Annotated in this window: 20 protein-coding genes; 12 read left to right on the top strand and 8 right to left on the bottom strand. The window is 62.6% G+C overall.

Going from position 1 to position 24,333, the window contains the following annotated elements:
• Positions 1-15: 15 nt before the first annotated feature.
• Positions 16-3,147 (bottom strand): PAS domain S-box protein, encoded by a 3,132-nt coding sequence (locus M728_RS20965; protein ID WP_026619822.1) that lies wholly within the window; start codon positions 3,145-3,147, stop codon positions 16-18.
• A 285-nt stretch (positions 3,148-3,432) separates the two neighbouring features.
• On the opposite strand from M728_RS20965, the gene M728_RS20970 reads away from it, so the two are divergent.
• On the top strand, positions 3,433-4,443 hold the full coding sequence (locus M728_RS20970; RefSeq protein WP_026619821.1) for an IS30 family transposase: 1,011 nt from the start codon (positions 3,433-3,435) through the stop codon (positions 4,441-4,443).
• Positions 4,444-4,528: 85 nt separating this feature from the next.
• On the opposite strand, the gene katG is transcribed toward M728_RS20970, so the two are convergent.
• The gene (gene katG, locus M728_RS20975; protein ID WP_026619820.1) at positions 4,529-6,712 is read right to left on the bottom strand and encodes a catalase/peroxidase HPI; all 2,184 of its coding nucleotides are present in this window, start codon (positions 6,710-6,712) and stop codon (positions 4,529-4,531) included.
• A gap of 168 nt (positions 6,713-6,880) precedes the next feature.
• Here katG and M728_RS20980 point away from each other — a divergent pair, with 168 nt between their 5' ends.
• Both M728_RS20980 and M728_RS20985 read left to right on the top strand, forming a co-directional pair.
• The gene (locus tag M728_RS20980) at positions 6,881-7,837 is read left to right on the top strand and encodes a hydrogen peroxide-inducible genes activator (RefSeq protein ID WP_051440846.1); all 957 of its coding nucleotides are present in this window, start codon (positions 6,881-6,883) and stop codon (positions 7,835-7,837) included.
• Between the two features lie 106 nt (positions 7,838-7,943).
• Positions 7,944-8,555 (top strand): class I SAM-dependent methyltransferase, encoded by a 612-nt coding sequence (locus M728_RS20985; RefSeq protein WP_026619819.1) that lies wholly within the window; start codon positions 7,944-7,946, stop codon positions 8,553-8,555.
• 92 nt (positions 8,556-8,647) lie between these two features.
• Here the strand turns inward: M728_RS20985 and M728_RS20990 are convergent, their stop codons facing one another.
• The 4 genes from M728_RS20990 to M728_RS21005 form a co-directional block, all read right to left on the bottom strand.
• The gene (locus M728_RS20990; protein WP_026619818.1) at positions 8,648-9,322 is read right to left on the bottom strand and encodes an HAD family hydrolase; all 675 of its coding nucleotides are present in this window, start codon (positions 9,320-9,322) and stop codon (positions 8,648-8,650) included.
• A gap of 72 nt (positions 9,323-9,394) precedes the next feature.
• The gene (locus M728_RS20995) at positions 9,395-10,060 is read right to left on the bottom strand and encodes a metallophosphoesterase family protein (RefSeq protein WP_026619817.1); all 666 of its coding nucleotides are present in this window, start codon (positions 10,058-10,060) and stop codon (positions 9,395-9,397) included.
• A 280-nt stretch (positions 10,061-10,340) separates the two neighbouring features.
• Complete coding sequence (locus M728_RS21000; RefSeq protein WP_026619816.1) at positions 10,341-10,721, bottom strand: hypothetical protein; 381 nt, start codon at positions 10,719-10,721, stop codon at positions 10,341-10,343.
• A 137-nt stretch (positions 10,722-10,858) separates the two neighbouring features.
• A complete protein-coding gene (locus tag M728_RS21005) occupies positions 10,859-12,583 on the bottom strand; it encodes a phosphoethanolamine transferase (RefSeq protein WP_034883250.1) in 1,725 nt (574 codons plus the stop codon).
• A gap of 279 nt (positions 12,584-12,862) precedes the next feature.
• On the opposite strand from M728_RS21005, the gene M728_RS21010 reads away from it, so the two are divergent.
• From M728_RS21010 to M728_RS21050, 9 genes are all read left to right on the top strand, one after another.
• A complete protein-coding gene (locus tag M728_RS21010) occupies positions 12,863-13,141 on the top strand; it encodes a PepSY domain-containing protein (protein WP_026619814.1) in 279 nt (92 codons plus the stop codon).
• A gap of 91 nt (positions 13,142-13,232) precedes the next feature.
• Complete coding sequence (locus M728_RS21015) at positions 13,233-13,907, top strand: response regulator transcription factor (RefSeq protein ID WP_026619813.1); 675 nt, start codon at positions 13,233-13,235, stop codon at positions 13,905-13,907.
• A complete protein-coding gene (locus M728_RS21020) occupies positions 13,904-15,256 on the top strand; it encodes a HAMP domain-containing sensor histidine kinase (protein ID WP_026619812.1) in 1,353 nt (450 codons plus the stop codon). Before M728_RS21015 ends, M728_RS21020 begins: the two co-directional genes overlap by 4 nt.
• Before the next feature lie 231 nt (positions 15,257-15,487).
• On the top strand, positions 15,488-16,660 hold the full coding sequence (locus M728_RS21025; protein WP_026619811.1) for an HPP family protein: 1,173 nt from the start codon (positions 15,488-15,490) through the stop codon (positions 16,658-16,660).
• Between the two features lie 241 nt (positions 16,661-16,901).
• Positions 16,902-17,606, top strand: coding sequence for a CerR family C-terminal domain-containing protein (locus tag M728_RS21030; protein WP_026619810.1), 705 nt, complete (start codon positions 16,902-16,904; stop codon positions 17,604-17,606).
• Positions 17,603-18,607 (top strand): secretion protein HlyD, encoded by a 1,005-nt coding sequence (gene hlyD / locus M728_RS21035; RefSeq protein ID WP_026619809.1) that lies wholly within the window; start codon positions 17,603-17,605, stop codon positions 18,605-18,607. Before M728_RS21030 ends, hlyD begins: the two co-directional genes overlap by 4 nt.
• Positions 18,607-20,361 (top strand): ATP-binding cassette domain-containing protein, encoded by a 1,755-nt coding sequence (locus M728_RS21040; RefSeq protein ID WP_026619808.1) that lies wholly within the window; start codon positions 18,607-18,609, stop codon positions 20,359-20,361. Before hlyD ends, M728_RS21040 begins: the two co-directional genes overlap by 1 nt.
• Positions 20,362-20,366: 5 nt before the next feature.
• Positions 20,367-21,512, top strand: a complete 1,146-nt coding sequence (locus tag M728_RS21045; protein ID WP_034883279.1) for an ABC transporter permease — start codon at positions 20,367-20,369, stop codon at positions 21,510-21,512.
• 1 nt (position 21,513) lies between these two features.
• The gene (locus M728_RS21050) at positions 21,514-22,626 is read left to right on the top strand and encodes an ABC transporter permease (protein WP_026619806.1); all 1,113 of its coding nucleotides are present in this window, start codon (positions 21,514-21,516) and stop codon (positions 22,624-22,626) included.
• A gap of 39 nt (positions 22,627-22,665) precedes the next feature.
• Here the strand turns inward: M728_RS21050 and M728_RS21055 are convergent, their stop codons facing one another.
• Positions 22,666-23,268: an alpha/beta hydrolase gene (locus M728_RS21055; RefSeq protein ID WP_026619805.1), complete on the bottom strand. Its 603-nt coding sequence runs from the start codon at positions 23,266-23,268 to the stop codon at positions 22,666-22,668.
• Between the two features lie 98 nt (positions 23,269-23,366).
• Positions 23,367-24,299, bottom strand: a complete 933-nt coding sequence (locus M728_RS21060) for a VOC family protein (protein ID WP_026619804.1) — start codon at positions 24,297-24,299, stop codon at positions 23,367-23,369.
• Positions 24,300-24,333 lie beyond the last annotated feature (34 nt).

A 24,333-nucleotide genomic window follows, 5' to 3' on the forward strand; every position in this document is an offset into this window, starting at 1 on the left:
TCCGGACCCGCCAGCTCACATCGATGGCGTCTGACTGGCGCTCTCGTCCGGGTCTGAGGGCAGGGTGAATTGAAACACAGCCCCCGAAGGTTCGTTCGCCTCGGCCCATAGCCGCCCCCCGTGCGCCTCGATGATCGAACGACAGATGGCAAGGCCCATGCCCAGACCCTCCGCTTTGGTCGTATAAAACGCCTCGAACACCCGCTCAGCACTCTGGCGCTCCAGCCCGACGCCGGTGTCCTGTACCGCCACCAGCATGGCCCCGGATGGGTCGCGTCGAGACCTGATCAGCAGCTCGCGGGGCCGGTTCGCCACCTGCTTCATGGCCTCGATGCCGTTCATCACCAGGTTCAGAATGACCTGCTGCAACTGGACCCGGTCGCCTGCAACGGGCGGGAGGTCGGGCGCCAGCTCGGTCCGCAGCAGGATCCGGTGGCGGCGGATCTCACCCTCGACGAGGGCGACTGAATCTTCGACGAGGCCGTTCAGGTCCACCGGCGCCGTGACGGTGGCTGTCTTCTTAAGAAGCGCGCGCACCCGGCCGATCACCTCGCCGGCCCGGTGGCCGTCCCGGACGATGCGCTCCAGCGTCTCCCGCGCCTCACCGATGTTGGGGGGCTGGGTCGCGAGCCAGCGCAGGGCCGCATTCGCATTGGTGACCACGGCGGCCAGCGGCTGGTTTACCTCATGGGCGATCGAGGAGGTTAGCGCGCCCATCGTCGTCACGCGCGTGACGTGTGCAAGCTCGGCCTGCGTCTTCTGCAGCGCCTCCTCGGCCCGCTTGCGGTCCTCGATGTCGACGAGAAAACCATACCATTTGAGAATGTTTCCGTGCTCGTCCCTGAGCGGGACGGCACTTTCAAACCACCAGCGATATTCGCCGTCAGCCGCACGACGAATCCTGACCTCGGCCTCGAATGGGTGGCCCGTGGCCAAGGACGTGTGCCACTTGGACCTATACTGCTCGACGTCGTCCGAGTGGAATCGGGCTTCGGGCTCCCAGCTCGCTCCCGACCTTCCGTCAAGGGACAGGCCTGTGAACTCCTGCACCCGCCGGTTGATGAAATCGACACGGCCGTCGGGCAGGGCTGTCCACACCATCGCCGGAACGGTCTCGATCACCTGGCGAAGCTCGTCTTCGCTTCGCCGGGCCGCCTCTTCGGCGCGCTTGCGCTCGGTGACATCCTCGCAGACGATCAGGATGACGGGTCGCTTCTTGATCACCATCGCGCGGGCCGTCTCGCGAACCCAGACCATCGAGCCGTCCTTGCGAATCTTGCGTAGCTCCCAGCTCATCGCTTCGCCGAGATGGTCGAGGCAGGCCGCCGCATGTCTCTGGACCGCGTCTCGATCCGCCTCGTGAAAGATGTCCTTTACCGGTCGGCCGACGAGTTCGTCGACCGTGTAGCCGAGCTGCTCTGCGCCGAAGGGATTCACGGACACGATCGTGCCAGTCGCGTCCACCATGAAGTACATCGTCGGATTGTTCTCGAATACGGCCCTCCACTGCTCCTCGCTGTCTCGCAGTGCTTCTTCCGCCCGCTTGCGTTCGGTGATGTCCTGGATCGTACCAAACATGCTGCGGGGCCGGCCCGATGCGTCCCTGGTGAGGTCGCCCTGGCTGTGAACGATGCGCAGTTCGCCGTTGGGCCGGACGATGCGGTACTCCAATTCGTAGCGCGATTCGCCGCGCACGGCCTTCGCTGCTGCCAGGCTCCAGAACGATCGATCGTCTGGATGTATCCGCTCAGTCGCCTCGGCCAGACTGACGGGCGTGCCGGCCCGCGGCGTCAGCCCAAAGATGCGGTATGTCTCGTCTGACCAGGTAAGACGATCCGTGCCGAGGTCGCGCTCCCAGTAGCCGACATGGGCGACGCGTTGAGCCTCCGCAAAGTTGGCCTCGCTTCGACGCAAGCCCTCCAACGTCTCCTTGAGCCGGGACGTCATCAGAGCGAAGGCCTGTGCGAGCAGGCCGACTTCGTCATTTTGACGAACCTTGGGCACCTCTCGCCATTCCCCCTTTGCGATCGCATGTGCCGCCTGGGTGAGGGCTGTCAGCGGTCGCAAGGTGCGTCCGACCATCCCTAGTCCGAGGACCGCGAAGAGTGCGACAATGACCGCGCCGGCGACAATCGAAAGGTAGGCCGCACGATACACGGGCCGCAGGAAATCCGAAGCTGGTACCGCCGAGACGATGGTCCACTTAAGTGCACCGGGCGCAGCGTGATCGACTGCGGCATAGATCGTGCCGCGCTCGGGATCACTGAAAGAAAACACGCGCGGCCCAGCGGACGAGGACTCGGCGATGCCAGGATCTCGACCAAGGTGGCGGGCGCTTGCGCGCACGATGGGATCGGCGGCCTCCGATGCCTTCAGCCGCCGATGCCCGCCATCCGCAGCAATTTTGACGGGTGAAACTCCTCCCGACGCGCCAATCAAATGTCCGCTGGCATCGATGATGAAGGCCCGCCCGTTCTCGCCGATCTCAAGTGTCTGCAAGAATCGTGAAAGCTGTGTCAGGATGAGATCGATCCCGCACACTCCGACGAATTTGCCATCCTTGTCGAACACCGGGGCGGAGAGCGAGACGCCCAGAATCGGCTCGACTAGACCGAGATAGGGCTCGGTCCAATACCGCTCGCCGGTTTCTTTCGCCTGCGCGTACCAGATCTTTCCGCGTGAATCGAACGCGCGCTCGGATTTCCGCAAACGTCCGACCCCGCCGCCGGGCAACGCTTCGAACTCGCGCACGACGCCAGCGCGAAAATCGTCGGTCATCAGAAACACGGCGCTCGAGTCTGCCAATCGCCCGACCGAAACGAGCCCGCCCGCCTCGTTGCCGAAAAACATCCAGTCGACGTCGGGTTCCTCGGCCAGCAAGCCATGGAGTTCCTGTGCGACAGCATGCGGGTTGCCGAGCGATACGTCGTGACGAACCAGACCGCCGGCCAACCGCGATACCGCTTTGTCGGCGCCGCGCACCAAATGCCCGACGTCGCGATGCACTGCTTGCGTCACCTCTCGGATCAAACGTTCGGACATGATCGAGACGATGACGTTTCCCGTCCAAATCCATAGACCGGCCAGGACGAGACTTAGAACGAGAACGACGCCAACGACAGGGAAGATTAAGCGGTGCCGTAACATGATCCCCGAGTTCCCCCCGGACAACAGATCAATATTCTCTATTGCTCATACTGCGCCTGCGGAGAGGCTCCGGCAATCCGTGGCTCGATGATCCCGCCGAGTGGCTCGAGTGGGAGGTCTGTCGACGCTCATGTCCGCGACGCGTCGTCGATTCCAGGCCGCTGAGACCCAGCAAGAGAGTTCCATAAGCTATCTTATGCGATCCGCGTGTGTAGCCGGGTGGGTTCAAGGATGAAGTGCGACTTGCGATAGATACCAATGGGTTATCACTCGCAAGGAATGCTCATGAGACGCACCTACTCCCAGATCGATATGGATGAACGTCGTAGGATCGCTCGCTGGCGAGCGGCCGGCCTGAGCGCCACCGTCATCGCCGAGAAGCTCGGCCGGCATCGCTCGACGATTTTCCGCGAGCTCAAGCGGAATGCTTTTGAGGATCCGCAGATGCCGGATCTGAGCGGCTACTATTGCGTGACCGCCAACGAGATGGCACGTGAGCGCAGAGCCAAGCTGCGCAAGCTCGCCCGGTTCTCCCATGTGCGCCAATCGGTGATCGAGCGCATCATACATGGCTGGTCACCACAGCAGATCGCCGGCCGCATGCGGCTGGAGCGCCATCCGATTTGCGTCAGTTACGAGACGATCTACAAGTTCGCCTATTCCGCAGACGGCCAGGCCATCAAGCTGTGGCGGCACCTGCCGGAGCGTCGCGCGAGACGCAGACCGCGGCATGCCCGACGGCGTAACGGTCGCCGCTTCAGCCCGGAACTCAACATTCTTCATCGTCCTGACACTGTCGCCGAACGCAAGCAGTTCGGGTATTGGGAGTGCGATCTCATTCAGTTTCGCAAGAAGTTCGGCAAGGCCAACGTGACGTCACTGGTCGAGCGGGTCAGCCGCTTTGCGGTGTTCCTGCGCAACAACGACCGGCAATCGAAACCGATCATGGACGGGCTGATCGAGGTGCTCCAACCCCTGCCCAACGCTGCGCGACGCTCCATCACCTTCGACCGTGGCACTGAGTTCAGCGAATGGCCCTATCTGCAGGCCGGCATCGGAACGCAGACATGGTTCTGCGACCCGCAGTCGCCCTGGCAGAAAGGCACGGTCGAGAACACCAATGGCGGGGTTCGCAAATGGCTTTCGAGAGAGGTGGATCCCCTGTCGATCACCGACGGCGAGCTGAAGGACATCTGCGATCGGCTCAACTCGACACCGCGGAAGTGCCTCGGCTACCGAACGCCCGCGGAAGTCTTCCGCAAGAAACTGCTCGCGCAAATGCGACGTGTCGGTTAGCGTTACATGCGTAAGTCGCAGTTCGCCATGAACTTACACGGCTTGGACGCAGCTCAATGCCACGTCCAAGCCGAGGCCCTGCCGATTAGATCAGGTCAAATCGATCGGCATTCATTACTTTCGTCCAGGCTGCAACGAAGTCCCTGACAAACTTTTCTTTGGCGTCGGACTGGGCATAGACCTCCGCGAAGGCACGCAGTTGCGAATGCGAGCCGAAGATGAGGTCGACGCGGGTACCGGTCCACTTGACTTCATTCGTCTTGCGATCGCGCCCTTCGTAGACGCCTTCCTTGTCGGCAATGGGCGACCACTGCGTGCCCATGTCGAGCAAGTTGACGAAGAAATCGTTCGTCAACGCCTCAGGACGGGAGGTGAAGACGCCATGCTCCGGCTCGCCCGCCTTCAGCACACGCAGGCCGCCGACGAGCACCGTCATTTCGGGCGCCGTAAGCGTCAGCAGCTGCGCCCGATCCACCAGAGCCTCTTCCGCCTTCATGAACTGCCGGCGGCTGCGGTTCACATAATTGCGGAAACCGTCGGCACGGGGTTCCAGCGGGGCAAAGGACGCAGCGTCCGTCTGTGCCTCGGAGGCATCCATGCGCCCCGGTGTGAACGGCACGGTGATATCGTGGCCGCCGGCCTTCGCCGCCTTCTCCACGCCGGCCGCGCCAGCAAGCACGATGAAGTCGGCCAGCGAGATCTTCTTGCCGCCGCTCTGGGCGGCGTTGAAGTCCTTCTGGATGCCCTCAAGAACCGAGAGAACCTTCGCGAGTTGCGCCGGCTGGTTGACTTCCCAGTCCTTCTGCGGTGCGAGGCGGATGCGCGCACCATTGGCGCCACCGCGCTTGTCGGAGCCGCGGAAGGTCGAAGCCGAAGCCCAGGCTGTGGAAACCAGTTCCTGCACCGAGAGGCCGGAGGCAAGGACCTTGGCCTTGAGGTCGGCGACATCCTTCTCGTCAACCAGCTTGTGGTCGACGGGCGGGATCACGTCCTGCCAGATCAAGTCTTCCGCCGGGACTTCCGGACCGAGATAGCGAACCTTCGGACCCATGTCGCGGTGGGTCAACTTGAACCAGGCGCGGGCGAAGGCGTCGGCGAACCGATCCGGGTTTTCGAGGAAGCGGCGCGAGATCTTCTCATAAATCGGGTCGAAGCGGAGCGACAGGTCGGTGGTCAGCATGGTGGGAAGATGCTTCTTGGACGCGTCATAGGCGTCCGGGATGGAGGCATCGGCATTCTTGGCCTTCCATTGATGGGCACCAGCCGGGCTCTTGGTCAGCTCCCATTCGTAGTTGAAAAGATTTTCGAAGAAAAAGTTGCTCCACCGGGTCGGCGTCTGCGACCAGGTCACTTCGGGTCCGCCTGTGATCGCGTCCTTGCCGACACCTGTGCCGAAGGTGCTCTTCCAGCCAAGCCCCTGATCCTCGATAGCGCCGCCTTCAGGGTCCGGACCGATGAACGACGGATCGCCGGCGCCATGCGTCTTGCCGAAGGTGTGGCCGCCGGCAATCAGCGCCACGGTCTCTTCGTCGTTCATCGCCATGCGGGCGAAGGTCTCGCGGATGTCGTGCGCGGCAGCAACCGGATCGGGATTGCCGTTCGGGCCTTCCGGGTTGACATAGATGAGACCCATCTGCACGGCGGCGAGCGGGTCGGCCAATTGCCGTTCGCCGCTATAGCGCTCGTCGCCCAGCCAAGTGCCTTCCGGCCCCCAGAACAGTTCCTCGGGTTCCCACACATCGGCACGGCCGCCGGCGAAACCGAAGGTCTTGAACCCCATGGATTCGAGCGCGACGTTGCCGGTGAGGATCATTAGATCCGCCCAGGAAATCTTATTGCCGTATTTCTGCTTGATCGGCCACAAGAGACGGCGGGCCTTGTCGAGGTTGGCGTTATCCGGCCAGCTATTGAGCGGCGCGAAGCGCTGCTGGCCCTGGCCGGCGCCGCCGCGGCCGTCGGTGATGCGGTAGGTGCCGGCGCTGTGCCAGGCCATGCGGATGAAGAGGCCGCCGTAGTGACCGAAGTCGGCCGGCCACCAATCCTGCGAATCCGTCATCAGCGCATGCAGGTCCTTCTTCAGCGCGTCGAGGTCGAGCTTCTTGAACTCCTCGGCATAGTTGAACGCCTTGCCCATCGGGTCGGAAAGACCGGAATGCCGGTGCAGAACCTGGACGTCCAGCTGGTCCGGCCACCAGTCGCGGTTGGACCTGCCTCTCGGTGCCGTTTGGGCGACGGGACATTTGCCCGCGTTGTCACTTTTCTGATCCATGGTCATCTCCTGCTCCTTGTAGGGCACCTTCAAAAGGCGGCCTCTCCGCGAACTCTTCGGTTGAGCTGCATGCTTTGCGCGGCACGCACCCTCCCCTTGATTTCTTCTTATCGGATGCGTCTCATAAATTTAAGTTGGATTTACTGATCGTCGCGATAAGTTGAAATTATGAAAAATCTCACTCTGAAACAGCTTCGCTATTTCGAGGCTTTGGCACGCCATGGTCGCTTTCGGCTCGCCGCCGACGCCTGCGCGATTTCTCAGCCAGCGCTATCGATGCAAATCAAGGAACTTGAAGAAGAATTGGGCAGCGACCTCTTCGAACGCAGCGCACGTGAAGTGAAGCTGACCGCGTTCGGTCAGACGTTCGCGCTACGGGTCCGTGACATTCTTCGTGCGGTGGATGAATTGGGAGACCTCGCCCGCGCTTCCCGAGATCCGTTCCTGGCGCGCCTCAGAATCGGGGTCATCCCAACAATTGCGCCCTACCTGTTACCGACCATCATAAACGACCTCAACAGAACGTTTGACGGTATTCAAATACAGGTGCGTGAGACGCAAACGACAAAACTGATTCACGAACTGGCGCAAGGCGAGTTGGACACCGCAATCGTTGCGTTGCCTGTGTCGGAACCCTCTTTCACCGAGCTCAAGTTGTTCGAGGAGGAGTTCGTTCTGGTCCGACGCCGCGAAGACGCGCGCAAGCCGGTACCCGAACGCGAGGCGCTGCGCGAGATGCGATTGCTTCTGCTCGAGGAAGGGCACTGCTTCCGCGAACAGGCTTTGTCGTTCTGCAGTATAGGATCGACGCGACCCCGAGAAGTCATGGAGGGTAGCTCACTCTCCACTTTGGTCCAGATGGTCAGTGCAGGTATCGGTATAACGTTAATCCCGGAGATGGCGGTGCCGGTGGAAACGCGCTCAGCGCATGTCTCGATCTCTCGTTTCCAGGCTCCACGGCCTTCGCGCACGATCGGGATGATTTGGCGCAATTCGACGCCCCTGACCAAACAGCTTCTGCAGATTTCGGAGGTGGTTCGCCGGTCAGCCGATGCCGCGCGCGAACGGCATTTTTCGATCGCCGGTGGGGACTGGACCAGAGAGGCGCCCGCCCTGAACGGGTAGAGGCGAGTCCGTCGGGGCGCCAGCGTGCTGCGTGAACCATCGCCGCATTTGGTGACTTGCCATACAGCCAAAGCTGCAGGAGAGTCGACGTGGGGAGGAGCTCTCGATGGGCATCTACAGCGACGTCATCCTGCCGAAGCTCTGCGACCTTTCGATGCGCAACGAGCGCCTGCGCCCCTATCGCGAGCGCGTGATCGGCGCGGCTGAGGGCCGTGTCCTGGAGATCGGCAGCGGCTCCGGCCTGAACCTGCCATTCTATCGCCCGGCAGTGCGAGAAATACTGGCGCTCGAGCCCGCGCCAAGTCTTCTGGCTTTGGCGCGCCGGGCCCCGCATCCGGAGATGCCGGTGAGTTTCATCGAAGCGTCGGCAGAGGCCATTCCACTCGACGACAGGAGCGTCGACACGGTCGTGACGACCTGGACCTTGTGCACCATTCCGGGGGGCTCGGCGGCGCTCGCGGAAATGCGCCGCGTGCTCAGACCGGAAGGCAAGCTGCTTTTCGTCGAACACGGACAGTCGCCTGATCGCGGAGTGCGCTGGTGGCAGGATAGCCTCACGCCGGTCTGGCGGCGCATCAGCGGCGGCTGTCACCTCAATCGCCCGATCCGGTCTATGATAGAAGGCGCCGGTTTCCGGATCGACAGGGTCGAGACCGGCTACATGGCCGGGCCGAAGCCGATGACCTTCATGTACGAAGGCAGCGCCCGTCCGAACTGACGAGAACCCCACGGCGGCGGCCAAGCGCGCATGGGCTTGGCGCGGTGCTCAAGATGCGAGCAATGCCCTCGCCGCGGGTGGCGCCGACCAGATCAGCGATAGCGGCGATGCAGCGACAGCCGCCCATCCGTGCCGAGGCGTGCTTCGACATCCGTATAATGTTCCAGCATGACGTGCGGTGTTCCGCTCGCGGCTGCGTGCGCGCCGGTAATGACGGCGACCTCGGCGCCGGCGGCTTTGCCCGCCAGGATGCCCGCCGGGGCATCTTCGAAGACGAGGCAATCCTGAGGGCGCACGCCAAGCCTGGCTGCCGCAAGAAGGTAACCCTGCGGATCGGGCTTGCCGGCCGAGACGTCCTCGCCCGTCACCATAAGGCGCGGAAGAGGGATGCCCGCCGCGGCGAGCCGGCGCGCGGCCAGTTCGAGCGGCGCAGAGGTGACGATCGCCCACTTCTCCAGCGGAAGCGCGTTCAGGAAGGCGCGGGCGCCGGGAATCTCGACAATACCCTCGACGTCCGCGATTTCCGCCTCAGCAAGGTCGCGCGCCTCCTGGACGGGGTCTACCAGCAGACCGAGTCTGCTGATCGTGTCGACGGCGCGCACGCCGTGGACCGATGGCAGAAAGGCGATAGGGTCGATCCCGTTGCGAACCGCCCAGGCGCCCCAGACCCTTTCGACGACGGCCATCGAGTTGAGCAGCGTACCGTCCATGTCGAACAACAGGGCGGCAAAGTTCTTCGTGAAAATTGCAGAGGACGAAGTATCCAAATCGATTCCCTTATTGTGAGCTCAGGGCGGATGCATTGCACACCTACCGCCTCAGAAGACGTCCTACAATGGCTAGCGCAAACCGTGATCGTCGGTCACGAGAAAATCGATCGGCCCGCCCGGCCTGTCATCGTCGAAGACGGCGCAGGAGAGCACGCCGCCGAAGACAGCACCCGAATCGACATTGGTCCTGTTGCCGACGGTTCTGGGATTGCTCCGGCTCGGCGTGTGCCCGTGGCATACATGTTTGCCCCAATAGCTGCCCGAATAATTCGGGTCCGTGCGCATCCACAACAGGATATCGTCGCCCTGCTCCTCCAGAGGAATATTCTCGTCGACGCAGGCATGCACGAAGATGCGGTGGCGCTCGATGATGATCGACGGCAGTTCCGTCATCCATACGAGATGACTCAAGGGTATGGCGCCACCATAGGAGGCCAGGGTCTCTTCCCCGCCATTCAGCAGCCAGGTGGCCATTTCAGCCACACCCTTTCGCGCCGACAGCAGCATTTCCTCATGATTGCCCTTGAGAGTGAGCCATTGCCAGGCAGGATTTTGCGGTCCGGCCATGATCCGTTCGACGACGCCGCGGCTGTCCGGGCCGCGGTCCACCAGGTCGCCGAGGAAGATGACCCTGCCACCCGGGGCGGCAGCTTCGATACCCGTCAGCAGGATTTCGAGCTGCCCGAGGCAACCGTGAATATCACCGACCGCGAAGGTCAAGTGCCGGCCATTCATGAACCGGTTCTCCTATGCTCGTCCAAGACGGCTCTCTCCTTTCGCTGCTGACAAGGAATCGACCGCCTACGGTCCTGTGCATGGTTCCTTAAATCGGAATCAATCCAAAGACAAACCAATTCAAAGCGTTACAGCGTCTTTCGTGCGGCGGGAAAAGAACGGCGCTGCAAGGCGTGCCCCAATGTCGCTGGCCGCGAAGCATGCGCTACGCAAGAAAGCTCTATTTTCGTCGACCGGAATCGGATTTATCGGATGCGATGAGCGGCGCTACGGCGCAGGATCAATGATGAGAAGACCCCTTCGGGATCGCCGAACTGGTTATAGAGACCGGATCGCTTGCCGGAAACGTATCTTCGAGTCCCTCTTCCAGTTGCTCTTCCATTGCGTGCTGGTCATGCGCCTGGCGCGCGGTCGCCATTGCTCCTTCAGGGACCGAAGGAGATCGCCTCGTTCCGGTAATGCCGAGAAGCGCCTCGTCGGCTTTCACTGCCGCTGCGAGTATCTCTTTTGCCCGCGCAACCGCATTCATTCTGTTCAGTGTTCCCTCGGCGTTCTGCGGGCAAGTGACCGACACGATTTCTCCGGTGGTGGCGACGAATTCGACGGTGAATCCCGCCTTGCCGCCGCGCTCCGGGTAGACTTGAATCCCGGCGAACTGCATCGGTACCTCCTATGACGGCCACGCCGCGCCAAGGGTGAAACGCGGATGGCGCGGCCGCGGCCAAGTCTACCAGATTTGACAAATCTTCGACAGCTTCCCTCGCCTTCATAGTCCTTGGATCCGTCGCCTTGGCACGATTACAGAAGATCGCGCGCCGATCTCGCCTGCGGCTCGTCGACCGGCGCTACAAGCTCCAAATTCTGCGCCGCATGGTAAGCCGGCGTTGTCTTCTCCCGGACATCCGGCCGCGTACAGACCGCAAAGGCGTCGAGATTGCGGTTATAGACCTTGGTCTGGACGTCCATCATGCCGAGCACGGTATGAAACAGGTTGTCGTGCGATCTCGGCTCGTCGGCATCCTTCGCAAGGCAGCCGGTGTCGATACCCATTGCCGCCTGGTATGGCTTCGAGAACCAGGCAAGGAAGGGCACCTGCGTCTGCTCTTTCGGTGCGATCGCATAAGGCGCGCCGTGCAGATAAATTCCGTTCTCGCCGAGCGACTCGCCGTGGTCCGACATGTAGATCATCGCCCCGGCGATGCGGTCCTGATGCTTTTCGAGGAGCCGTGCGACACTGGCGAGGATGTGGTCTGTGTAGAGGATCGTATTGTCGTACGCGTTGACGATTTCCTCGGTAGAGCAACGCATCAGCTCCGCCGTACGGCAGTCGGGGGTGAAGCGGCGGAACGCCTCGGGATAGCGCAGGTAATAGGACGGGCCGTGGCTGCCGAGCTGGTGCAGCACGATGACACTGTTTGCCGTCGTCGCGCCGAGCTTCCTGTCAAGTTCGTCCAGGAAGATCTCATCGAGGCATTCGCCGTTCTTGCAGAGCGGATTGTTCTTCTGCCGGGTCATGCTTGCGAAGCTGATGAGGTCGGCGATGCCCTTGCTGCCTGTATTGTTGTCCCACCAGGTGACCGAAACACCGGCATGCGTCAACACGTTGACCAGGTTCTCCGTGGAGCGGGCCTTCCAGTCGCTATATTGCTTGCGCGGATAGACGGAAAACATGCAGGGCAATGACACGGCGGTCGCCGTACCGCAGCTCGTCGTGTTGCGGTAGTTGACGACGCTGAGCGCCTTGAGCTCCGGATTCGTCTCGCGGTGATAGCCATTCAGCGAAAAATTCATCGCCCGCGCGGTCTCGCCCGCGACCACGACGACCACGACGGGCTTGCCGGCACTTGCAATTCGAGTTCCCCCTTTCGCGTCGGTTCCAAGCGGCTGCACGACCAGATTGCGCTCGCGGTATGTGGAGAGGGCGTAACGCACTGCCGAAGTCATGGGGCCTGCGGGGTTGAACCTCACCATCAGGTCCCGGTGCTCTCGCATCGCGTAGGCGATCGTCGCAAAATTGGCGTAGATGAGTGCGCCGCTCAAAACCAGCGCCGGCGCTATGAAAAGGAAATTGACGGCCGCTTTTGCGAGAAAGCGTCGGTGTCTCACCTTTATCCAGACGATCAGAAGCGACGGAATGAAGGCGTAGAACGCGAGGTGAAGCAGGAGGCTGCCCGTCAACAGGTGACTGGCCTCGGCCCCGGTCGTAACAGCGGCATTGCCGATCATGCCCTTGTCGATGACCACCCCGAAGCTGTCGGTAAAATAGGCGGCGGCGGCCGATATGACGATCAGAAGAATGATCACCGGCTTCATCACGTACTTCATGGACAGGGACGTCAGCACGGCGAATGTCGTGAGGCAGAGCGCAGCGCCGAGCGACAGCAGGCCGGGCCAGGCGCGATCGAAATAGACTATCGCATGGCTCCAGAAAGAATTGTTGGTCAACAGCAACAGATAGAGGGTGACGATCGCGCTCAACGCAATACTGCCGATCTCCGGCCGGCGAATTCTGAAGATGGTCAAAACACTTTTCTCCAAGAATGCGAGCTCGTTGCTCTCGTTGGTTACGCCGGGATTGAAGTTGCACGGCCGCCCGGCAGACGACTCCGCCCGAATCGGCGGGCGCGTCTCGATGCTTCCGGCAGTACAGCGGGCAAGCTGTCGAAGCGCTGTCGGCGAAGGATCGTGGAAGGGCGGGGTTGCTTTACGAGATGCGAGCAGCGGACAGCCTTTCGACAGGCTTGCGAAGACACGGTCTCGCCCCGACTCGCTGAGGTGGCCTGTTGATCGAGGGAGCTGGCTATGAAACCGTTATTTGTTTGTGCGTTGGCCGCGGTCGCTCTTCCCGGCCTCGCTCACGCTGAGGACGACATGTCCTGCACGAATGAGCCGCGATCGGCCTGGATGACCCTTGATGCTGCGACCGTCAGGATCCGTGAGGCGGGCTACCCGGAGGTGCGCGCGATCAAGGTCAGCGGCTCCTGCTACGAGATCTTTGCGTTCACGAGGAAGCACGGACGCGCCGACGTCTACATGAACCCCGTAACGGCAGAGATCGTTAGGGCGGAAGTTGAGAATTAGAGCGAAAGAGCGCAGCTTGCGGAACGTTGGCACTTCGAGCAAAAGCCCCTATGGTCGGCGGCCGTGACATGGCTTGAACTCAGGAAAACGCATGCGCTTGCTGCTCGTCGAAGACAGTCCCCGCCTCATCGAGCTCGTCGGCGAGACCATGCGAGAGGCAGGATGGCGGCTCGATGCGGTGTCGAGCCTGCGCGAGGCAGAGGCAGCGATCACCGAACGAGAGCACGATCTCGTCCTTCTCGATCTCGGCCTCCCCGACGGCGAAGGTCTCGACCTTTTGAAATGGATAAGACAGGAGCATGCCGGCCTGCCGGTTCTGATCATCACGGCGCGCGGTTCCGTCGATGAGCGGGTGCAAGGGCTGGATGCCGGGGCCGACGATTACCTCGTCAAGCCCTTTCACCATCGCGAACTTTTGTCCCGCTGCAGGGCCATGTTGAGGCGCAATCCGCAAGCGATACAGCCGGTGCTCGAAGCCGGCGCCTTGCGCTTCGATCCGGCGACGGCGGAGCTCACCTGCGATGGGGCGATGATACCCCTCCCCCCACGCGAACGCTCCCTGCTCGAGATCCTGATGCGCGAGGTAGGACGCGTGGTTCCGAAGCGCCGGCTCGAGATCGCGCTATCGGAATACGGGCAGGAACTCAGCTCGAATGCGCTCGAGCTTGCCGTCTCTCGCGTTCGAAAGCGGTTGCAGCCGCTCGCGACGGGTGTCCAGATCGAAACCGTGCGCGGCATCGGCTATCTGCTGCGGACCGCTCTATGAGAAAGCGCAATCCCTCGCTGATCGGCATCGTTGCACGACGCATCATCGCCTTTTCGCTGCTGGCCATGATCCTGCAGATCGGGGTGGTTTTCGCCGACTACTGGTTCGACGACGACGAGCTCAGCGTCTTGATGCTGCAAGAGGAGACCGAGACCCTCGCGCGGGCCATCGCCACTCATGACGGGCTCGTGACGTTCAAGCCAGGCACCGAGCTAAGGGAGCGTTATCTAGATTGGGAGGGACGGCCAGGGGCGATCTATGTCAGGGTACGCACCACGTCCGGCTCAGTGCTCTTCTCCAATTGCACGTTAGACTGCGCCGCGCATTTTCTGCCGCTGGAGGTCAACCCCCCGAGCTTCTGGATGCGGCAGATCGAGCCGGGCAAGCCCTTCAGTGTCGCGGGAGGCCAATCCTTCGAACGCAACGGCATGACGGTCCTCGTCGAACTTGCGGTGATTAAGGACCCGAACGGCTTCATGTACAGCGTGCTGCTTCGCGAGATGTTCGATTCCATGATCGTTCCGATGACGCTGATGTTCTGCCTCGTCATCGGCGCGACGATCTGGTCGATCCGCAACGCGCTCAAACCGGTAGCGATGGCGGTGCGAGCCGCCGATGCAATCGATCCGCGCGACGGCAATGCCCGGCTGCCCTCAGCCCGCATGCCGCAGGAGGTCGAGCGCCTCGTCGCGGCCGTCAACCGTCTGCTGGCGCGTGTTGCCGACCTGATCCAGTCGCAGAAGGTGTTCTCTTCCTCTATCGCACACGAAATCCGCACACCGGTTTCGATCGCCAAGATGGAACTGAGCCGCATCGACGATCCTCGTGCCCGTAACGCCGAGCGCGATCTCGACGCGCTGACGCACATCCTGGAGCAATTGACCTCGCTCGCCCGTGCCGATGCCGTCGACCCCTCGGCCTATCGAAGCGCCAGCCTTTCCCGGATCGGCGCGGAGGTTGCCGAGGCCACGGCGCCTTTCGTGTTCGACCACGGCAAGTCCATCGAATTCGTCGACCACGGCACGACGCCGGTGACGGTGATCCCGGCCCTAGTCGAGAACATGCTACGCAACCTGATCGAAAATGCCGTGAAGCACAATCCGGAAGGCACTCGCATCGTCGTCACCTGCGGCCCGGGACCGTTTGTCTCCGTCGAGGATGACGGCAAGGGGCTCGTGGACCTCCCGGAACACAATGAGGATCTCGGCTACGTCAAGCGCTCGGGCGAACTCGGACTGGGTCTCAAGATCGTTCACCGAATCGCCGAGCTTCACAAGGCGAAGATCGCGATCGACACGGCGCCAGACAAGGGAACGAAAATCGCGGTCGATTTCGCCGCGGCGCTGTGAATCACACATTCGCTGTTCGGATAGCACCCTCGCGCGACGGATGCTTGCTACGGCGCCTTTGAGTTGCTGCATGTCTTCGTCCTTAGATCGAGTCGATTTAAGGAGACATGCAGTAGGCACGATGCTTATTTTTTAATCCGACGCATTTTCTTGGATGCGGATTTCGTGCCCAGCGATTGATCACATGCTATTGGGCTGTGCAACGTCTCTCGACCCGCCTCAAGAGTATCCATGTTCAAAGCTTCGGCCTTCTTCCGGCGCTTCCTCCCATCGCTTGCGCCGATCAGCCATTGGGAACGCTTGCGCGCATCATGCGGCGCTCTCGTCGGGGTCCTGTCGACGGGATTCATCAGCGCGGTTGCGGTAGGCGCCGATGCCAGCCTGCCGCTGCTCATCGCGCCAATGGGCGCCTCGGCCGTGCTGCTCTTCGCCGCGCCGTCAAGCCCGCTTGCACAGCCCTGGTCGATCCTCGGCGGCAATGTCGTTGCCGCGACCGTCGGCGTCACCTGCGCCTTGCTCATTCCCAATCCGGTGGTGGCAGCCGCCATTGCCGTCGCGCTGGCGATCGGCGTCATGCTGGTCCTTGGTTGCCTGCACCCGCCGAGCGGGGCCGTCGCGCTCACTGCGGTTCTCGGCGGCCCTGTCATTCGCGAGGCCGGTTATGCATTCGTGCTCTCTCCGGTCGCCATCAATTCGCTGGTCATCCTGACAGCCGCGCTCGTCTTCAACAATCTCACCGGCCGGCGCTATCCGCATCTTGCGCCCGCGCCGAACCCCCATCAAACGCAGGATCCCGTGCCGAGCCAGCGTCTCGGGGTCGTACCCGAAGACTTGCAAGCCGTGCTGGCCCAGTATGGTGAGGTCGTCGACGTCAGTCCCGAGGAACTGGATGCGTTCATTCATCAGGCGCAGACGCGCGCCTTCACCCGGCGCTCCGGCGAGACCACTTGCGCAGAGATCATGTCGCGCAATGTCTTGACCATCGAACCGCAGGCGCCGCTGCGCAAAGCGTGGAAAATGCTGCTCGACCACCGCATCAAGGCCTTGCCGGTCGTGACGGAAGCCGATGGCCTTGTCGGTATCATCACTCAAACGGACTTCATGAAGCACGCGACACTCACACCTGACGGACGGCTGCAGGTCGGCCTGCGCGAGCGGGTCGGCAATATCATCGGCTTGCCGGCGAAATCGCCCCGTCTTGTTTCCGATATCATGACGAGGCGCGTGCAGTCGGCCGTGCCGGAAACGATGATCGCGAAGCTGGTGCCACCGATGGCCGATATGGGGCTGCACCACATGCCGGTCGTCGACGCCAACAACCGGGTCGTCGGCATCGTCACGCAGTCGGACCTCATCGCTGCCCTTTTCCAGCGCCGACTGGGCGCCGTCCAGGAGGTCGCCTGATCCGCCGCTTCTTTTAGCAATTCTCGTCACGCCCTCATGTGGACGCGCCTAGCGCGTGTTCGGCCGTCCTACTGCATGTTTCCTTAAATCGTACCCGATTTAAGGACAAAAACATGCAGCGATTCAAAGTGCTACAGCGTCCTTTGTGCGTCTGGAAAAACACACGGCGCTGTGGTGCTGAGCTGCGTCGCGGTTCATTCGATCGATTGACTTAGTCGAACGAATGGCATAATATGAGCCCATGATGAAAGAGAGCCACCACAACACGCAGCTTCGGGCCGAGCGCGGCGACGTAACCCGCGAGAAGCTCTTGAACTCGGCCATCGACGTCTTCGGACGCTACGGCTTCGACGGCGCTACAACGCGAAAGCTCGCAGATGCGGCGGGTGTCAATCTCCAGGCGATCCCCTATTATTTCGGTGGCAAGGAAGGGCTTTTCATTGCCGCGGCCGAGCACCTCGCCTCGATCATCGGTAGCCACGTCGGCGACCTGCGCGCGGCCATCCTGACACGGTTCGCGGAGCTCGATGCTCAGGGCGCGCAGATGACCACCGCGGAGGCACGACAGCACCTCACCCAGATCGTCCAACGCATGGTTGTTCTCTTCGTCAGCGAGGAATCCGAAAGCTGGGCGCGGTTCATCATTCGCGAGCAGATGGAGCCCACCGAGGCTTTCAGGCGCATCTACGGCAATATCATGCGACCGATGATCGAGATGGCACGGCGCCTGATCGGCGCCATCCTCAAGGATGATCCGGCCTCCGAACACATACGCCTGAGGACGCTCTCCTTCGTTGGCAGCGTTCTCGTCTTCCGTACGGCCCATGCAGCCGTCTACGCGCAGCTCGAATGGGAAACGGCAGGCCCGCGCGAACTCGAGATATTGCAGCGTCACGCCGCCGAGCTTGTCGCGGTGCTCGGTGCAGAGAAGGACCGCCAATCATGAGGAAGATCGCCATTCTCGTTCTTCTGCTCGCCGCAGCGGCCGTCGGCGGCTGGTGGTTCGACGTGCCGGCGCGCCTCGGCTTTGCGAAAGACAACCGGCAGCAGGTGCTTTACGGCAATGTCGATATCCGCCAGGTCTCGCTCGGCTTCCGGGTCAGCGGACGCATTGCCGAACTCCACGTCGACGAGGGTGATGCAGTCAAGGCGGGCGACGCGATCGCGAGGCTCGACGCCGAGCCGTTCCAGCAGGCGCTCGATGCCGCCGAGGCGGATGCGGAAGCCCTCAAGGCGACGCTCGCAAAACTCAAGGCCGGCGCACGGTCCACCGAAATTGCGCAAGCGCGTGCCGCTCACGAGGAGCGCCTTGCCGATCTCGAGAACGCCGAGCTCGCCTACCAGCGCGCCCGCCAGTTGCGGCCCAATGGCACGATCTCGCAGGCCGACCTCGATCAGGCAAGCGCAAGCCGGGCCGCCGCCGCCGCCCGCGCGAACTCCGCCCGACATGCGCTGGAACTGCTCGAAGAGGGAAGCCGCATCGAGGACATAGCTGCCGCGGAGGCACAGGTGCACGCGGCGACCGCCAAGGCCGCGAGCGCCCGCACCTCCCTCAAGGACACGGAGCTCACCGCCCCGGGTGCCGGCGTCATCCTCTCGCGCGTGCGTGAAACCGGCGCGATCGTTTCGCCGGCGGACACCGTCTACGTGCTGTCGCTGACCGAGCCGGTGTGGGTCCGCGCCTATATCGCCGAACCCGATCTCGGCCGTGTTCACCCGGGCATGAAGGTCAGAGTGACATCCGACACGGCTCCCGACCGCGGCTATGAAGGAACCGTCGGCTTCGTCTCTCCGGTTGCGGAATTCACGCCGAAGTCGGTCGAGACGCCGGAGCTTAGAACCGACCTCGTTTACAGGCTCAGGATCGTCATCGCCAATCCGGGTCCGGACCTGCGCCAAGGCATGCCGGTCACCGTGCATCTGCCAGGTTTCGGGGAGAGCTCATAATGTCGGCCCCGCGGACGGAAATCGACGCCGCCCCCTTTGTCCGGCTCTCCGCCGTGACGAAACGGTTCGGCGCCGCATCCCCTGCCCTCGACGCCATCGAAGGCGTCATCCTAGGCGGCCGGATCACCGGCCTCGTCGGTCCCGATGGCGCCGGCAAGACGACGCTGATCCGACTGATGACGGGGCTGATGCTGGCGGACGAAGGAACCGTCGAAGTGCTCGGCTACGACACGCGCAGGGACCCCGCCGCCATCCAGGCGGCGATCGGCTATATGCCGCAGCGTTTCGGCCTTTATGAGGACCTGACGGTTCAGGAAAATCTCGATCTCTACGCCGATCTGCGCGGCCTGCCGAAGACGGAGCGCGGCCGCACCTTCGCCGAACTGCTCGAATTCACCGATCTTGCCCGCTTCACGGCACGACTCGCCGGAAAGCTCTCCGGCGGCATGAAGCAGAAGCTTGGCCTCGCCTGCGCGCTTCTGCGCAAGCCGCGTCTGCTGCTCCTCGACGAGCCCGGCGTCGGCGTCGATCCGATTTCGCGGCGCGACCTCTGGAAAATGGTGGAAAATCTGACAGCTGAAGGCATCGGCGTCGTCTGGTCGACCGCTTATCTCGAGGAGGCGGAGGCCTGTGATCACGTCTTCCTGCTCAACCAGGGAAGGTTGCTGTTCTCCGGTCCGCCGCAGGAGATGACGGGTCGCGTCGAAGATCGCGTCTTCCGCCTTTCCGGCGTCGGTGGCCGCCGCCGCGACAGGCTCGCGCGCCTTCTCGATGAGGACGGTGTGGTCGACGGCGTCATCCAGGGCGAAGCGATCCGACTGGTGATGAAACCGGGCCTCCCCCCTCCCACGCTCGGTACCCCTGACGGGGCGCCCCCCGCGCGCGCCAGCGTCACGCCGCCGCGCTTCGAGGATGCCTTCGTCGACATGCTCGGCGGAGGTCCCGGCGGCCGCTCCAGGCTTGCCGAAACGCAGAGGGCTTTCACAGCGGAAGCGGCCAGGCCGGTCATCGAAGCGCGCGGGTTGACCAAACGTTTCGGCGATTTCACCGCGGCCGATAGCATCACCTTCGACATCCCCCGTGGCGAGATTTTTGGCCTGCTCGGTCCGAACGGTGCGGGCAAATCGACCACCTTCAAGATGCTGTGCGGTCTTTTAAAACCCAGCGCCGGCGAAGGCCGGGTCGCCGGCTTCGACTTGCGGCGGGACGCAGCCGAGGCGCGCAACCGGCTCGGTTACATGGCGCAGAAATTCTCTCTCTATGGAGACCTGAGCGTCATACAGAACTTGAATTTCTTTGCCGGCGTCTACGGGCTTTCCGGTGCCAGAAAGCGCGAACGCATCGATCTCATGACCGAGATCTTCGATTTTCGCTCGATCCACGACATGTCGGCGAAGGACCTGCCGCTCGGCCTTAAGCAGCGCCTCGCGCTCGCCTCAGCCGTGTTGCACGAGCCGGAAGTTCTTTTCCTCGACGAGCCTACGTCCGGCGTCGATCCGATCACCCGGCGCGAGTTCTGGAGCCATATCAATGGACTCGTCGAAAAAGGCGTAACTGTGCTCGTCACCACGCATTTCATGGACGAGGCGGAATATTGCGACCGCATTTCGCTCATCTATCGCGGCCGCTCGATTGCGCTCGGCTCGCCGGACGAGATGAAGGCACGTGTCGCGAGCAAGGACCTTCCCGATCCGACGATGGAGGACGCCTTCGTGGCACTCGTGCAGGGCTCGGAGGCGAAGGAGGCGGCATGAACGTGATGCGCAAGCTCGACCGCAAGCCGGAGCGAGCCGGCCGGGCACGGCGTTTCGCCGCGCTCGTGCGCAAGGAGAGCTATCAGGTGGTGCGCGATCCGAGCAGTATTCTGATCGCCTTCGTCCTGCCGATGATCCTGCTCTTCCTCTTCGGCTACGGCGTGTCCCTCGACACGACGCGTACGCGGGTCGCCCTCGTCATTGAGGAGGCGACGCCGCTCACCCGCGATCTCGCCGCGAGCTTCGAGGCGTCCCGCTATTTCTCGGTTGTCAACGGTCGCGACCGCCGAGAATTCGAGGACGATCTCGTGCTCGGCCGCGTGCGCGGCATCCTGGTCGTTCCGGCAAACTTTACCGCCGACCATGCGGCGGGGCGCCACCCGACGGTCCAGGTGATCGTCGACGGTTCGGACCCGAACACGGCCAACTTCGTGCAGAACTACGCGCAAGGCACCGTCGCGAATTGGGAGCGCCAGCGCGCGAGCGAAGGCCGGAGCCCTCCACCGGCAATCGCCGCCGATCAGCGCTTCTGGTTCAATCCGGAACTGACGAGCCGGAACTTCCTCGTGCCGGGGTCGATCGCGATCGTCATGACGCTGGTCGGCACGCTGCTCACTTCGCTCGTCGTCGCCCGCGAATGGGAGCGCGGTACGATGGAGGCGATGATGGCGACGCCGGTTTCCGCCGCCGAACTGCTCGCCGGCAAGCTGCTCCCCTATTTCATCCTCGGCCTGACATCGATGACGCTCTGCGTGCTCATCGCCGTCTTCCTCTTCGGTGTACCTTTCCGCGGCTCGATTGCAGCGCTTTACGCGCTCTCGGCAACCTTCCTGATGCCGGCACTCGGGCAAGGGCTGCTGATCTCGGCCGCCACCAAGAACCAGTTCCTTGCCTCACAGCTCGCGCTGATCTCGGCCTTCCTGCCTGCGTTCCTCCTGTCCGGCTTCCTGTTCGAGATCAACTCCATGCCCACCGTCATCCAGTGGATCACCTATATCGTGCCGGCGCGCTACCTGATCCCGAGCCTCCAGACGGTGTTTCTCGCCGGCGACATCTGGCCGATGTTTGCCCGCTCGATTGCGGTGATGTTTCTGATCGGCTGCATATTCTTCGCGCTTGCGGCACGCAGCACCAGAAAGAGGATCGGCTGATATGTTGTGGACGCGGCTGAAAGCCCTGATCGTCAAGGAACTGCTGGCGGTGCTGCGCGACCCGAAGGGCCGCACGGTCCTGATCGGCCCGCCGATCTTACAGCTTCTTGTCTTCTCCTACGCAGCGACGCTCGAAGTGAAGAACGTCGACCTGATGGTGCTGAACCGCGACCACGGTCACTGGAGCCAGGAAATCATCCAGCAGATCGGCGGCTCGCCGACCTTCCGTAGCGTCACTCTCGCCGCCAGCCCGGCGGAAGTCCGCTTCGCGCTCGACACCCAGCGCGTGCTCGCGGCCGTCGAAATCGGCCCCACCTTCTCCCGCGATATCGAGGCGGGAAGGCCGGCCGAGGTGCAGGTGATCCTCGACGGGCGGCGCTCCAACGCCTCGCAGATCGTTTCCGGCTATGTCGGGCGTATCGTCGGCAGTGTTGCAGCCGAAACACCCGCCGGCAAACGCGCTGCATCCGACGTCACTCAAGTCGAGGCACGCAACTGGTTCAACCCCAACCTCACCTTTCAATGGTTCATGGTGCCGAACCTTGTCGCGAGTATCGCACTGCTGATCGGGCTCATCGTCACCGCGCTGTCCGTTGCACGCGAGCGCGAACTCGGCACCTTCGACCAGCTTATCGTTTCCCCACTGCGCACCCACGAGATCCTGCTCGGCAAGTTGATTCCGCCGATGATGATCGGGCTGTTCCACATCACCATCTATATTCTTGCCGCGGTTTTCGTCTTCGGGGTGCCGCTGCGAGGCTCGCTCCTTCTGCTCTATGGCAGCGCGATCTTCTATCTCGCCGCGGTCGTCGGGCTCGGTCTCTTCATCTCGGCGCTATCGATGACGCAGCAGCAGGCGATCCTCGGTGCCTTCCTGTTCATGGTGCCGGCCATGCTGCTCTCCGGCTTCGCGACGCCCATCGAGAACATGCCCTCCTGGCTCCAGCCGGTAACCCTCATCAATCCGCTGCGTTACTTCCTGGTGATCGTGAAAGGCGTTTTCCTCAAGGATATCCCGCTTGCGGAAGTCGTCCGCCAGACGCTGCCGCTCTGCCTGATCGCCGTCGTCACGCTCTCCTCCGCCGCCTGGCTCTTCCGCCGCCGACTGGAGTAAGCCAATCAAAAAATGGCGGCCTCACGGCCGCCGATTTTCTTATCCTCTCAGGAACCGCTCGACCGCAGCAATCTCGTTCTGGCGGATGTCATGGCCGCCGGAATGCCATTCCACTTCAACGGCCGCCTTCTGCGCCATGAAATACTCGCCGAGCGCCTGCGTCAGTGGGGCCGGGCAGATCGGGTCGCGTTCGCCGGCGGTGATCAGTATCCTGCGCCCTGCGAGCGTCGGATTGTCCTTCGGCCGGAAGGGGATCAGCGGATGCATGAGGACCGCCTTGTCGAGAAGGCCTTCTTCGATCAGCACGTTGGCGAGAATGTTGGCGCCGTTCGAGTAGCCGAGGCCGATTATCTCAGAAGCTTCGTGCTCGGCCGCTAGTGTTTTTACGAAGTTCGTCATCTTCTGCGTGGCGCGGGCTAGATCCGCCATGTCGTAGACCCCCTCGCCCGTTCGCCTGAAGAAGCGCGCGGCGCCATGTTCCGACACATCGCCGCGCGGCGAAACGATCGTCGCCTCGGGCAGAAGCTGCGCCCCGACGCCGAAGAACTGGTTCTCGTCTCCGCCGGTCCCGTGGAGCACAAAGAGGATCGGACTGCCAGGCTTGCCGGCCTTCAACTTGTGCACATAACCATGATCGACCACTGAATTCTCCTCTGCTGCCCGCCATGTGCGGACGCGCCACTCGATGTTGAACACTGCCCCTCGCCCGTGCGAGCGGACGAGGGGCTTGCCGGGGCCAGTTAGCCTTCGAGCTTCTGCAAATGGCTCTCGAGGATCGGCCGCAGGTGCTTGTGCTGCTGCGGCAGCTTCAGCGCCTCGCCGAGGTGGGCAATGTCCTCGTCGCGATCGAAGCCCGGTTCGTTGGTGGCGATCTCGAAGAGAACGCCGCCTGGCGTGCGGAAATAGATCGCCCAGAAATAATCGCGATCGATGACGGGTGTCACGTGATAGCCGGTGTCCATCAGCGCCTTGCGCACTTGGAGCTGTTTGTCGCGGTTGTCGACCGCGAAGGCGACGTGATGCACGGAGCCGGCGCCTTGCGCCGCGCGGCTGATATTCGGCAGCGTCTCGAGGTCGATGAGGCTCGCGCCGTTGCCGCCCGGCACGACGAGCCGCGTAACGCCGTCCTTCCTGTCGAGCTCCTCATAGCCCATGAACTTGAGCAATTCCGCCGTCGCGCCTTCGTCGCGCAGCCGCATGGCGACCGAGTGGAAGCCGCGAATTGCATGGTCCTCGGAAATGCCGCTTTCGGTCCAGGGCGCACGCGGATCGTCCTTGACCTCGACCAGGGCAAAGCCGTCGCCGTCGGGACCGGCAAAATTCAGGCGCTTCTCTCCGAAGCTTTCCTCTTCCTTGAGACCGCCGATGCCGAGCTGCGCCAGCCGATCTCGCCAGAAGCCGAGCGAACCTTGTGGAACGGAGAAGACGGTCGTTCCGACCTCGCCCGTGCCGGCACGGCCACGCGGCATCTGCGGAAAGGGGAAGTAGGTCATGACCGTGCCGGGCGTGCCGATCTCGTCGCCGTAATAGAGATGGTAGACATCCGGCGAATCGAAGTTCACCGTTTTCTTCACGCGGCGCAGGCCGAGCGTGTTCGTGAAGAAATGGTTGTTGGTGCGGGCATCATCCGCCATGGAGGTGACGTGGTGCAGGCCTTTGATCTGGTCGAGCATTGTGCGCTTCCTTTCTGCCCGCTTCGATGCGGGG

The organism is Ensifer sp. WSM1721, assembly GCF_000513895.2.
GTDB lineage: Bacteria > Pseudomonadota > Alphaproteobacteria > Rhizobiales > Rhizobiaceae > Sinorhizobium.

Excerpts from the sequence above, each read along its gene's own strand:
- M728_RS21020 (WP_026619812.1), top strand. The coding sequence starts at position 13,904 with ATGAGAAAGCGCAATCCCTCGCTGATCGGCATCGTTGCACGACGCATC.
- M728_RS20995 (WP_026619817.1), bottom strand. The coding sequence starts at position 10,060 with ATGAATGGCCGGCACTTGACCTTCGCGGTCGGTGATATTCACGGTTGC.
- M728_RS21040 (WP_026619808.1), top strand. The coding sequence starts at position 18,607 with ATGTCGGCCCCGCGGACGGAAATCGACGCCGCCCCCTTTGTCCGGCTC.
- M728_RS21060 (WP_026619804.1), bottom strand. The coding sequence starts at position 24,299 with ATGCTCGACCAGATCAAAGGCCTGCACCACGTCACCTCCATGGCGGAT.
- M728_RS21010 (WP_026619814.1), top strand. The coding sequence starts at position 12,863 with ATGAAACCGTTATTTGTTTGTGCGTTGGCCGCGGTCGCTCTTCCCGGC.
- hlyD (WP_026619809.1), top strand. The coding sequence starts at position 17,603 with ATGAGGAAGATCGCCATTCTCGTTCTTCTGCTCGCCGCAGCGGCCGTC.
- M728_RS20985 (WP_026619819.1), top strand. The coding sequence starts at position 7,944 with ATGGGCATCTACAGCGACGTCATCCTGCCGAAGCTCTGCGACCTTTCG.
- M728_RS21000 (WP_026619816.1), bottom strand. The coding sequence starts at position 10,721 with ATGCAGTTCGCCGGGATTCAAGTCTACCCGGAGCGCGGCGGCAAGGCG.
- M728_RS21015 (WP_026619813.1), top strand. The coding sequence starts at position 13,233 with ATGCGCTTGCTGCTCGTCGAAGACAGTCCCCGCCTCATCGAGCTCGTC.
- M728_RS21025 (WP_026619811.1), top strand. The coding sequence starts at position 15,488 with ATGTTCAAAGCTTCGGCCTTCTTCCGGCGCTTCCTCCCATCGCTTGCG.
- M728_RS21045 (WP_034883279.1), top strand. The coding sequence starts at position 20,367 with ATGCGCAAGCTCGACCGCAAGCCGGAGCGAGCCGGCCGGGCACGGCGT.
- katG (WP_026619820.1), bottom strand. The coding sequence starts at position 6,712 with ATGGATCAGAAAAGTGACAACGCGGGCAAATGTCCCGTCGCCCAAACG.
- M728_RS20965 (WP_026619822.1), bottom strand. The coding sequence starts at position 3,147 with ATGTTACGGCACCGCTTAATCTTCCCTGTCGTTGGCGTCGTTCTCGTT.
- M728_RS20980 (WP_051440846.1), top strand. The coding sequence starts at position 6,881 with ATGAAAAATCTCACTCTGAAACAGCTTCGCTATTTCGAGGCTTTGGCA.
- M728_RS20970 (WP_026619821.1), top strand. The coding sequence starts at position 3,433 with ATGAGACGCACCTACTCCCAGATCGATATGGATGAACGTCGTAGGATC.
- M728_RS21030 (WP_026619810.1), top strand. The coding sequence starts at position 16,902 with ATGATGAAAGAGAGCCACCACAACACGCAGCTTCGGGCCGAGCGCGGC.
- M728_RS21050 (WP_026619806.1), top strand. The coding sequence starts at position 21,514 with ATGTTGTGGACGCGGCTGAAAGCCCTGATCGTCAAGGAACTGCTGGCG.